Annotated in this window: 9 protein-coding genes; 5 read left to right on the forward strand and 4 right to left on the reverse strand. The window is 40.3% G+C overall.

Translation table 11 applies throughout. The features are described 5' to 3' along the window. The first annotated feature begins 64 nt into the window (after nt 1–64). From PQR79_RS10505 to PQR79_RS10520, 4 genes are all read left to right on the forward strand, one after another. The gene (locus PQR79_RS10505) at nt 65–1,780 is read left to right on the forward strand and encodes a proline--tRNA ligase (protein WP_238102978.1); all 1,716 of its coding nucleotides are present in this window, start codon (nt 65–67) and stop codon (nt 1,778–1,780) included. 181 nt (nt 1,781–1,961) lie between these two features. Continuing rightward, the gene (locus tag PQR79_RS10510) at nt 1,962–3,089 is read left to right on the forward strand and encodes a patatin-like phospholipase family protein (RefSeq protein ID WP_238102919.1); all 1,128 of its coding nucleotides are present in this window, start codon (nt 1,962–1,964) and stop codon (nt 3,087–3,089) included. 198 nt (nt 3,090–3,287) lie between these two features. Next, nucleotides 3,288–3,716 (forward strand): copper resistance protein NlpE, encoded by a 429-nt coding sequence (locus PQR79_RS10515; RefSeq protein WP_238102917.1) that lies wholly within the window; start codon nt 3,288–3,290, stop codon nt 3,714–3,716. A 332-nt stretch (nt 3,717–4,048) separates the two neighbouring features. Continuing rightward, on the forward strand, nt 4,049–4,210 hold the full coding sequence (locus PQR79_RS10520; protein WP_238102915.1) for a small highly charged protein: 162 nt from the start codon (nt 4,049–4,051) through the stop codon (nt 4,208–4,210). A 147-nt stretch (nt 4,211–4,357) separates the two neighbouring features. Here the strand turns inward: PQR79_RS10520 and PQR79_RS10525 are convergent, their stop codons facing one another. Then, complete coding sequence (locus PQR79_RS10525; protein ID WP_238102913.1) at nt 4,358–5,752, reverse strand: magnesium transporter; 1,395 nt, start codon at nt 5,750–5,752, stop codon at nt 4,358–4,360. A gap of 152 nt (nt 5,753–5,904) precedes the next feature. Here PQR79_RS10525 and PQR79_RS10530 point away from each other — a divergent pair, with 152 nt between their 5' ends. Beyond that, a complete protein-coding gene (locus PQR79_RS10530) occupies nt 5,905–6,390 on the forward strand; it encodes a glutathione peroxidase (RefSeq protein WP_238102912.1) in 486 nt (161 codons plus the stop codon). A gap of 1,102 nt (nt 6,391–7,492) precedes the next feature. On the opposite strand, the gene PQR79_RS10535 is transcribed toward PQR79_RS10530, so the two are convergent. The 3 genes from PQR79_RS10535 to phoR form a co-directional block, all read right to left on the reverse strand. Beyond that, nucleotides 7,493–9,292: a M1 family metallopeptidase gene (locus PQR79_RS10535; RefSeq protein ID WP_238102911.1), complete on the reverse strand. Its 1,800-nt coding sequence runs from the start codon at nt 9,290–9,292 to the stop codon at nt 7,493–7,495. A gap of 411 nt (nt 9,293–9,703) precedes the next feature. Continuing rightward, nucleotides 9,704–10,675 carry a PstS family phosphate ABC transporter substrate-binding protein gene (locus PQR79_RS10540; RefSeq protein ID WP_238102910.1) on the reverse strand — a complete coding sequence of 324 codons (972 nt, stop codon included), beginning with the start codon at nt 10,673–10,675 and terminating at the stop codon, nt 9,704–9,706. 364 nt (nt 10,676–11,039) lie between these two features. Then, nucleotides 11,040–12,335 (reverse strand): phosphate regulon sensor histidine kinase PhoR, encoded by a 1,296-nt coding sequence (gene phoR, locus PQR79_RS10545; RefSeq protein WP_238102977.1) that lies wholly within the window; start codon nt 12,333–12,335, stop codon nt 11,040–11,042. Between the last annotated feature and the right edge of the window lie 79 nt (nt 12,336–12,414).

Raw genomic sequence — 12,414 nt, forward strand, 5'->3', positions numbered from 1 at the left:
TGACATCATTGATGCAGGTGCTAAAATGACGCTCATTCATAGCTACTATATTTGGACATTGGTAATGCGAGTTAGTAAGTACCTGCTTTCAACACAAAAAGAAACCCCTGCAAATGCAGAGGTGGTGAGTCATCAATTAATGCTTCGTGCGGGTATGATCCGTCGTAACGCATCAGGTCTTTACAGCTGGTTGCCCTCTGGTTTACGTGTTTTACGTAAAGTAGAAGCTATTGTTCGTGAAGAAATGAACAAAACCGGTGCCATTGAAATTCTTATGCCGTTGGTTCAACCTGCTGACCTATGGGTTGAAACCGGTCGTTGGGAAAAGTTTGGCCCTGAATTACTGCGTTTTCAAGACCGCCATAATCGTGATTTCGTATTGGGGCCAACCCACGAAGAAGTGATCACTGACTTAGTGCGTAAAGAACTTAGCTCATACAAGCAATTACCGCTGACGCTTTATCAAGTTCAAACCAAATTCCGTGACGAAGTTCGTCCACGTTTTGGTGTGATGCGTGCCCGTGAATTCTTAATGAAAGATGCCTATTCTTTTCATTTAGACCAAGAAACCATGGACAGCACGTACCATGCGATGCACACCGCATACAGTAACATCTTGACTCGTATGGGCTTAGAGTTCCGTCCTGTATTAGCTGATACAGGCTCTATTGGTGGCAGCTTGTCACATGAGTTCCATGTACTTGCAAACAGCGGCGAAGACTTAATTGCATACTCAACCGGTAGCGATTACGCGGCTAACATTGAAAAAGCTGAAGCGCCAATCCCAACTCAAACCCGTGCACCAGCAACGCAAGAGATGACGTTAGTGGATACACCTAACGCAAAAACCATTGCTGAATTAGTGGAACAATTTGATATAGCCATAACTCAAACGGTTAAAACATTAATCGTTAAGGGCGCAACAGAAGATGCCCCTTTAGTGGCAGTGATTGTGCGTGGCGATCATGAACTCAACGAAATCAAAGCCGAAAAAGTTGCCCTTATTGCCTCACCATTAGAGTTTGCTTCAGAAGCTGAAATTCGTGATGCCGTAGGTGCAGGCCCTGGCTCATTAGGCCCTGTAGGCTTAACGATGCCGATTATTATCGATCATAGCGTTGCAGTAATGAGTGACTTTGCTGCAGGTGCTAACACTGAAGACAAACACTATTTCGGCATTAACTGGGAGCGTGACTTGCCATTAGCCACTGCTGCAGATATCCGTAATGTAGTAGAAGGTGAACCAACACCCGACGGCCAAGGCACTTATGCTATGGCACGTGGTATTGAAGTGGGCCATATCTTCCAACTTGGCACCAACTACTCTGAAGCCATGAATGCCACAGTGTTAGATGAAAATGGAAAAGCTCAGGTGTTATTGATGGGCTGTTATGGTGTTGGTGTAAGCCGTATTGTGGCTGCCGCTATTGAACAAAACAATGATGACCGTGGCATTATTTGGCCAGAAGCGATCGCACCGTTCACTGTCGGTATTTTACCGATGAACATGCATAAGTCACATCGCGTTGCTGATATTGCCGAGAAGCTTTACCAAGATCTGACTGAAGCGGGTGTTGAAGTGCTAATGGATGATCGTAAAGAACGCCCTGGTGTGATGTTTGCTGATATGGAATTAATTGGTTTACCGCATGTTGTGGTCATTGGTGATCGTAATATCGATGCGGGGGTTTTTGAATATAAAAACCGCCGTACCGGTGAAAAACAAGATATTCCATTCGACCAGATTGTTGAGTTTTTAACAACTGCAGCCAAAGGTTAACCACCTTCATCGAGTCAACCAACGCCCTAAAAAACGCACTATAAAGTGCGTTTTTTTATTGGCATGGAGATGAGATTATCATAATTTATAACGGTTAATCACGATACTCACTGGTGCGTAATAAAAAAAGAATTCATACTAGTATGGTTTCTTGTCTACAGATAAAGGATATAGATTACCAGTGTCTACAGCATTAGTTTTAGGAGGGGGTGGCGCTAGAGCGGCATATCAAATTGGCGTGCTTAAAGCGTTAGTTCAATTTTACCCACGTAACCATCATATTCCTTTCGATATCATCTGTGGCACTTCTGCAGGGGCAATTAATGCGACCTCTTTAGCAACCCATGCTTCTTGTTTTCATTTAGCCGTCAGAAAGCTTGATTGGGTGTGGCGCCACTTTGAAACCAAACAAGTTTATAACACCAATATACCTCAAGTGCTTAGACATTTAGGCAGAATGGCGATTAAGGGCTTACAAGATGACAAAGTCAACACTGATGCCGGTAGCCTACTCGATAACCAACCACTCAGAAATTTGCTTAATAATCTTATTGATTTTGAACGGATTGACCGCAACATCAGCAACAATGCACTAAAAGCGATTAGCGTTGACGCCTCGTGCTACAACAACTCACGCTCATACAGTTTTTTCCAAGGTAACCAGCAAATTGAAGATTGGCAAAGAGCAAGAAGAATCGGCTCACGTAGTCACCTTAACACAGAACACTTACTCGCCAGCTCTGCTATTCCTATGGTATTTCCATCGATTAAATTAAACCAAGCTTATTACGGTGACGGCTCTGTTCATCAATTGTCCCCACTATCGAGTCCAATACATTTAGGTGCTAGCAAAATATTCGTGATTAATTTGGATAGCCCACATAAGCATTTTCCTATTGAATTTGAATATCATCCTAAAACAGCCACAATTGCAGGTCATTTATTAGATACCATCTTCTCAGATACACTTAATAGCGATTTAGAACGCTTACAAAGAGTCAATAACACATTATCTAAGATAACCCCAGAAGACAGAGACTCATTAAATTTACGTCACATAGACACATTAGTGATTAAGCCTAGCCAAGATTTAAGCCGTATTGCCGCACGGTTTTACGACGACATGCCATTTGCAATCAAAACCCTGTTGAAGTTTTTTGGTATTAATAGACAATCGGATTCAAGTATCGTGTCTTATTTATTGTTTGAAAAAAGCTACACCACGACATTAATCGACTTAGGCTATCAAGATGCAATGGATCAAATTGAAGAAATAAAACAATTTTTCAATATCCAAACTAAAGTATAACTACCCTGATTTAATATGTGTGATATAACTTAAGTTAAGTTTAGGTCTTTCCCTAAGATAGAGTTTAAAAACACTGTCAGCCCCACCTAGGCAATGGGTATAACAAAGTGCAATTTATCATGACATTGTAAATCAATAAACTGTATTGGAATCGGCCCCTTAATCGTCACGACAATTTTATATCTAAAGGGAATTTAGATGAAAAATGTATCGTTTATAGTGATTTTGTTTTTACTCGGATGTGGCCAACAGGCCCCATCAGTTGAAGATATGGCCAGCAGCAGAGATACGTTGCAGTGGCAAGGGGTATATCATGGTGTCTTTCCTTGTCCTAGTTGTGATGGTATGGACACCACAATAGAGCTACTACCACCCAATCACTATGTGATCCATACTGTGAGATTAGGCAGCGATCCACACCCATACAGCGGTACCGGTACTTTTAAGTGGGATAACACTGGGAATATCATTATTTTAGACCGGGGCCATATTTATCAAGTGTACCCCGAACACTTATATCTACTCGATGTTCAATTTAACCGAATTACCGGGCCAGATGCTGAGCGATACCGAGTTGATAAAATCACATCGCAAAGCCAAGGCAAGATCGATTCACCTACGCAATAACACAATATAGGATCTGCTTTAATCCCCATAGTCTTATCAGAATAATATCCATCGCCAGTAAAGAGGCCTATATTCAGTGTGTTAGATACACAGTTATCTCAATCGATTACCTCCACTAAACCATAGCAACAACAACTGGCTTTGTACCTTAAACAATTTCAATACGAACTAAAGTTAAATGAACATGATGCAAATTAAGCTGTCATATCAATGTCATCACAACGTGCAATAATTTTTACCGTCAAGTATGAAATATTTCGCTTTAGCTTATTATTAACTTTAGGTAAAAAGAGCCTGTACCAACAGCGGTACAGTTATCTGGAATGTTGAAAATGTCACACTCATTTGAATTTGATGAAGATGATGCGCCATGGGGCGATAACATCAAGGGAAAACCAAAATCGAAAAAAGTAAAACAACGTCGTCGTGATACTAAACGCCGTTACTTTGACGATAATGCTGAAGTGGAGTTTGCACCTGCTAAGTGGAAATAATTTAACAGGATTTCTCATCAAGTTTAAAAAGCAAGTTGCCTGCAACTTGCTTTTTTGTTGCCAAAAAAATGGCCTTGAATAAATCAAGACCATTTTCATATCAAAACACATGTTATTGTTAATTGAGTGTAAAGCCTAAGACACTTTTTACAGATAAAGTATTGAAGCTAAGCCTAAAAAAGTGAAAAAACCAACAACATCTGTAACCGTGGTTAAAATAACAGAACCCGATAATGCGGCATCCTGATTAAAACGCTGCAAAATCATCGGCACCATTACCCCTGCAATAGCAGCAACAGCCATGTTAATCAAAATTGCGCAGGCAATCACAATACCCATCACGTTATCATCGAACCACCAACCGGCAATAATACCGATAACAATGGCCCATAACGTACCATTAAGGGCACCAATACCGAGTTCGTTTTTCATTAACGACATGACGTTACCAGCGGTGATTTGGCCCATCGCCATACCGCGGATCATCAGCGTTAATGATTGGCTCCCTGCAATACCACCCATTGAGGCCACTATCGGCATTAATACCGCTAATGCCACCACCTGAGATAATACGTTTTCAAACATGCCAATGGTAGCAGAGGCTAAAAAAGCAGTCAGTAAGTTAATCCCTAGCCATACTGCACGGCGCTTGGCTCCCACAACTATCGGTGCGAACAAATCATCATGTTCATCCATACCCGCGGTTGCCATTAACTGTGCTTCATAATGTTCACGCACTAAGGCTGTCGCGGTACGAAGTGTCATACGACCAATCAAAGTGCCCTCTTCATCGACCACAGGTAATTCAAGCTCACGACTATGCTCAATAGCTTCTGCGGCTTCAATTAATGACGAGTCAGCAGAGATAACACGACTGTCATCCCACTTTAAGGATTGCAAACTAGTGCTCGTGTCGGCCGTTCTAAAGACATCGTAACGACGAACCGTACCTAAATATTTATCATTGTTGTCCACCAAAAATAAGTGGTCATTACAGTCTAAATCGATACGTCTAAAAAATCGCTGCCCTTGTGCCACCGTAGACGTTGGATTTAATGCCAACATTTGGTGATCTGCATAACGACCAATTTCATTTTCAGTATATTGATCGTATAACTCAAAGTGTTTACGTTGACGCTCACCCATCTGTGCCAAAGCACGATCGGTGATATTATCCGGTAACGAGTCACTCCACTCAATGAGATCTTCTGGACTTAATTGCGAGAAGAGTAGATCAAGTTCCTCATCGGGCATTTTCTTTAAAATGCCTAAACGAGGATCTGCACGCATTAAGTTAAGGACATCGACACGTTCTTCTACGTCAACTTGTTGCCAACGTTCATAACGTTCATCAAGCGGTAACGATTCGAGTAATAATGCAATGGTGCCGGGTTCAGCATCGATAAGAATTTCGCTAAACACTTCGGCCTGCTCTTCTCCCTCAACTTCAGTAAGTTGAAGCACCACTTGACTCACGTCAGCCTGTGGAGATGAGTTTGAGTCGATTTCATCAGAGTTAAGTTCGTTCTTTAAATCATTCATAAGCACGCCCCTAATTCTCTATAGCCAAATATGCGCAAACTATATTGAAATTGTTATTGATAAGCAAATAGATAAATTAAGTTGCGCACAACTAAATTGCCAGCTATTAAGATATATATTATAGTTAATATTTTACACTAAGGAGTTCTCTGATGAGCAATGCAATTTATTCCATCACAGTAAAAGACATTAAAGGCAATGACGTTGCCATGGAAACTTTTAAAGATAAGGTTTTATTGATTGTAAACACGGCTAGCAAGTGTGGGTTTACCCCTCAATACCAAGCTCTTGAGGCTCTTTATCAGCAATACAAAAATCGTGGTTTAGTCATTTTAGGCTTCCCGTGTAATCAGTTTGGTAAGCAAGAACAGGGCGATGACGCAGAAATCAGCCAATTTTGTGAACTCAATTTCGGTGTAACCTTCCCATTGTTTAGTAAAATTGAAGTGAATGGTGCCAATAGTCATCCTCTATACCAACATCTCAAAAAGTCAGCTAAAGGGCTATTAGGCAGTGAATCGATTAAATGGAACTTCACTAAATTTTTAGTTGATAAGCAAGGCCATGTTATTGAGCGATATGCACCAACAACCAAACCTGAAGAGTTGAATTCTACCATAGAAAAGTTGCTTAGCTAACCTTTACACTTAGTACTCGCTATTGAACGCATGCTATACCTTGAAAGCATGAAAAATAAGCTATTAATTTAATTAGGAATAAAAAATTAATTTCAATTAAATGTACAAAAAAGTCCTAAACATTGAACTTTTTGGCGTAATCGCACTCAAAATATATAACAGTGAAATCACTTTTATTGTTCATCATCTCCCTGGGACTTCTAGCGCGGTCCCCTTGATCGCTAAGTCGATCGATAGGCAATCAATTGATTGCCTTTTTTTATGCCTTAAAGCTCGTAGAACCATGCGATTAATTTTTTTTAAAAAAATTATCAATTACAGTGAACTTTTGAAAAAAGCCTGAGTCTTAATTTATGTAGCAGGAAAGATACAGGTGGTTTTAACGTTTTCCTCCATCGTCAATCACCAGTAGACACAAAGATATCATCTCCATCTTTTTGTCTTGTTACACAGTTTTAGATTCATTGTTCATCATCATCCCTATTGGGGAGTGTTAACACGCTAGCGCACTGTAAAGCACATCCCGTAAAGAACGACTTAGGCAACCTATTAGGTTGCCCTTTTTTTTGCTCTTTTTTTAACAAATATTGAATCATCTACACTGAAGGTCTGCAGGTACTAATGGCAAACTTGTAATATCATTATGATATGCGTAATACCAATCCTTATTAGAATGTGATCTATTTTAGGCTGCGTCACTAGACCCAGTACAATGAAAATAACTGCTGGTATAGTCATTTACATCAAAGTCATTCATTGATGACATTCTTGCCAAATCGAAACTATTTCAATCATTTTAAAAAATTTAATCGCAACGGTGAACTTTTTTAATAAAGCCCAGTCTGATTATATGTAACGCTTAATGTGTAACGGATTAAATTCAGTTGATGTGAGTTCTTGTTGGTAAAGGTAAGCTTCTCCCCCGTAGTTTAACTTTATGCAACCGAATGATTGACTCACCTCAGCTAAGGTTAGGATTGAGTTACAGCTGTTTTTTAATGTTTATTGTTCATCATCCCCATTGGGAAGTATTAACACGCTAGCGCACTGTTGATGACAACCCGTAAAGAGTTATTTTGGCAGCCAATAGGCTGCCATTTTTTTATTTTATTAACGTATTATCTACTTCCAACAAAGCATCTAATTGCACTTGTAATGATGGGTGATAACCAGGTCGAGCTTGTTGATAAATCGCACGAAGCTCTTGCTGATATCCTGCAAGTTGTAACTCAATAAACAATGGCCTAACAAATTTCCCTCGCCCGATACTGCATAAATACATTGATAACTCAGGTAAAACAGGCTCAAAATGATTACGGATAGCCACCCGGTACCAATCACATGCAATTTCAGCGTTTTGATGCCCCGTGAAGTGGAATGTCTCATCTAAGTCTAGAAGCATTGATTGACTGACAACCAAAGGCAGCTTTGTTAAAAAGTATTGCCAATGATGCACACGCCATTGCATAACCGCTAGGGTATGTGCGGGAGCGCCTTCAACAAATGCCGCTACGGCAGCATCCACTTTATCGAAACTTGTAGAGGTCGGAGCCGCAAACCAATCAGGTAATCCTTGTCCATAAATCCACTCGCTAAGCTCATTGAAACTGAGCTTATCGCCATGTTCCACTAACAATGTTTGTTGTGCATATTCCACAAATATCTCGGTCGTAATTGCGCTAAACGCAAAGTGTTCAACATAGTTGCGTAAAAAAACATCAAAGGCTACTCGACCTAACCGACTTTCAAGTTCATGGACAAACATAGAGGCTTTGTCGTAAGTAAATCGATTAAATGCTAAGTTTGGATCGCGATCTTGCACATTCGCAGGGAGCGTTTGCTCTGCAAGAGGCATTGATTGCATTTCTTCTGCAAGTCGGCCAAATTCAATCACCCACTCTAATTCAGCTTGCTCTTTGCCATAAATAGCTTCAACAATACGGTTGGTAAAATACGTGGTAAACCCTTCATTAAGCCATAAATCACGCCATGTTGCATTACTGACAAGGTTCCCTGTCCAGGAATGTGCAAGCTCATGCGCCACCGTCGATACTAAACTTTTATCCCCGGCGATTAAGGTTGGAGTCATAAACGCTAACATGGGGTTCTCCATGCCGCCAAAGGGAAAGCTGGGGGGCAACACAATCATGTCATATCGCCCCCATGCATAAGGCCCAAGTAGAGATTCAGCCACTTGGATCATTGCTTCAGTATCTTCAAACTCACGCACTGCAGCATCAAGTAAAGCGGGCTCAGTATAAATACCACTTCTTGGACCTGTCGCCTTAAACGCCAGATCTCCCACAGCAATCGCAAGCAAATGTGTCGGTATCGGTTTGTTCATGCAAAACGTAAATACCCCATCATCGGGCATTTTCGGATTGTTATTAGCACTCATTACCGCTCGAAACCCCTTTGGAACATGAACTGTGGCATTAAACGTAATACGAGCTTTTGGAGTATCTTGCAGCGGCAGCCAACTGCGGGCATTAATGGGTTGAGATTGACTGAATAAATATGGCAATTTTTTACCTAAGGTTTGTTCAGGAGTTAACCACTGCAACCCCTGCGCCGAAGAGGATGTCCGATAATGAACCACAACCTCAGTCATTGTTAACCCCACATCAATAAGACATTGCTGCCCAACAATAGCGTTAACAGTGCTACACTGGTATGTCAGCAAATGACCTTCAAGATCGGTAATGCTATCAATAAATAAGTCACGACAATCCAGTATCAATATCGATTGCACCTGCTTACGAGTGAAAGACAAGTTCACTATTCCGGTTAACTGCTGAGAGTCAAAATCAACCTGTAAGTGAATATCCAAATGATGCACACATAATGAGTCAGTGTTAGCACTCGAATGATAATCTTGATTTACATCCCACGTAATTGCCACATATACCTCTTAAAAAGTTGAATAATATCGTTTTTTAACACCATTAAGTGATAAAAATGATGTTCGTCATGCCAAAGTATCATGTTAAAAAATATTTATTTAAAAATAACTGATATTTTTTTAAATCATGTTGAACTTTTCCCAAATCCCTTAGTCTGAATATATGAACCTAATTTGCATTACTTATTTTTTGTCACTAGTAGCGTTTTTTTGTTCATCATCATTCTCCTATTGGATAGTAAAGATAATCTATCAACAGTATTGCCCTTAGCAATAGCAGCAACCTCACAGTTAGGTTGCTTTTTTTTACCCTTTTTTGGGTATTTGTCAAAATACAGATACAAAAAAAGCCTCATAAGAGGCTTTTTGAATGTGAAAAATAATTTACAACACTTAAAACAATTTTAGGGGTTAAAGCTTAATGCCTAATTTGTTTAAATCTTTGTTCACAACCGCTGTGGGTAGTGAAACATAGCCATCTTTCAATACAACTTGCTGACCTTGCTGAGATAGGATGTAACGTAAGAATTCACGGTCCATCGGTGCAAGGTCTTTGTTTGGATGCTTGTTCACGTAAACATATAGGTAACGTGATAATGGGTAAGTACCGTTAGCCGCATTTACAGCATTTGCTTCAACGAACTTATCACCTTTCTTAGAAATTGGCACCGCTTTAACACCTGCAGTTTTATAACCAATACCTGAGTAACCAATCGCGTTTAGAGATTGTGAAACAGACTGTACAACAGAAGCTGAACCAGGTTGCTCGTTTACATTAGCGCGGAAGTCACCTTTACAGAGTGCTTCTTCTTTAAAGTAACCATAAGTACCAGATACAGAGTTACGACCATATAATTGAACGTCTTTTGCGCTCCAATTACCTTCTAAGCCTACATCGCCCCAACGTGACACATCTTCGCCACCACACTTATGTGTAGAAGAAAAAATACCATCAACTTGGGCAATGCTTAACCCCGTAATTGGGTTATCTTTATGAACAAAAACAGCTAAAGCATCAATTGCAACACGAACCGCAGTTGGCTTGTAACCATAATGCTTTTCAAAGGCTTCCACTTCATTAGGCTTCATTTTGCGGCTCATTGGACCAAACTGAGAAGTCCCTTCAGTGAGAGCTGGAGGAGCAGTAGAAGAACCCGCGGCTTGAATTTGGATGTTCACGTTAGGGTAGATATGCTTAAATTCTTCAGCCCATAACGTCATCATGTTTGCCAAAGTATCAGAACCTACAGAAGACAAGTTACCAGAAACACCACTTGTTTTTTCATATACAGGTAAAGTTGGGTCAATCGCAGCCATAGATGCTGCTGAGAATACACCAGCGGCTGTCAGGGTAATTGCGCCGACAAGTTTTTTCAGTTTCATTGTATTGCTCCAGTATTATGCGTACTAAGTTTTTAAAACGTAGTCAGTATCGACCTCATTGATGACAAGTCTATGACGTAGACATGACAGTTATATGACACGCGTAGTAAAACTGTCTTATGAGTAAATAATACAACCCAAAGTTTGTTAATCAATAACTTAGCTTCGAAAAGCACACGCTTTTAGGTTTTAAATATTAACCGCTAGGCACTATTTCTGCCCAAAATTGTAAAAAAATGTCGCGTTTTATGACAATAAGCATCCAATTATGACAATTAAAAGTAGGCCAATCTAGAATCCAAAAAAGCAGAATTGATATAACATCGAAATAAAAAAAGCAGCTAGGCTGCTTTTTTAGATAATGCTATTTCCGATCAAGCAAGTGGAGCGGAATGATGAAGCTAAATGTACTGCCTTTTCCATACTCACTGGTCACATTAAGCTCGCTGTGATGATGACTAAGCGCATGCTTGGCAATCGCTAAACCTAATCCTGTACCGCCGGTTTTACTTGAGCGAGCATCATCAACTCGATAAAAACGTTCGGTTAATCGGTTGATATGTTGAGGTGCAATACCAACGCCAGTATCTTTGACTGAAAATAACCCTCCGGTCGCAACGCTACGCCAAGTCACAGTAATAATCCCACCAGGTGCAGTGTAACGCAGTGCATTGGAGATTAAATTTGAACACGCACTTCGCAACTGAATTTCACTACCATGAACGTTTAAACCCGCTTCGCAATTAAACTCTAAGGTATATTCATCACCAGCAAGTGCTTTAGCTTCTTCTTTTAAGATGTCCATCATCAACTTCATGTTGACGGTTTTCGATAAATCAATATCAACAGCATCTTCAATCCGAGACAAAGCTAATAGCTGTTCTACCATCGATTGCATTCTTAAGGTTTGCTGTTGCATTAACGACAACGGCTTTTGATTTGGAGAATCGTCTTCCTCCATGCTTTGCATAATCTCTAAATAACCTTGTAATACGGTTAAAGGCGTTTTAAGTTCATGCGATACGTTGGCCACAAAGTCTTTGCGCATTCCCTCTAATTGATGAATGCGAGTAATATCACGAGCAATCAATAATAACTGCCTATCACCATAAATCATCAAGCGAATTTCGAGTAAGCGTTTATCAGAAACAGGAGAAGGCATCTCAAGCGGTTCTTTAAAATCCGCTTTTTTAAGATAATCAGAAAAGTCAGGGTGGCGAATGAGATTATCAATACGCTGCCCACTATCTTGCGGCCACACAAACCCTAAAATGAGCTGAGCCAGTTTGTTACACCACAAAATGTTAAGTTCAGCATCGAGCACGACAGCAGCATCTGGCAATGCCTCAGCCCCTTGACGAAAACGAGCAAGCAAGGTCGCCAACTGCCCTACACGACGCCGGTTTTTACCTTGCAAACGATAAATGCCATTAAATACGCCTTCCCAGCTCCCTTGACCTTGAGGTGGGGTTAACTTTTTGTCTTTCCATAACCAAAAGTTTAACCGGGTAATTTGACGATAATGCCAAGCTAACAAAGCAATGGTACCCAATAAGGTAACGATGGTGATATGGCCAAACAAAGCACCAATACATACAAATATAGTCAGTAACAGCGCTAAACGAAAAAATAACCGGAATCCAGAATACGAGTTAAGCATAAACAACCTAATTGCGAAAAGTAACGCAGCCAACACCATTAGTGTCGTTACTGATTATTAGGAATAACGACGAACCACA

This window comes from Shewanella metallivivens (assembly GCF_028750675.1).
Taxonomy (GTDB): Bacteria; Pseudomonadota; Gammaproteobacteria; order Enterobacterales; family Shewanellaceae; genus Shewanella; species Shewanella metallivivens.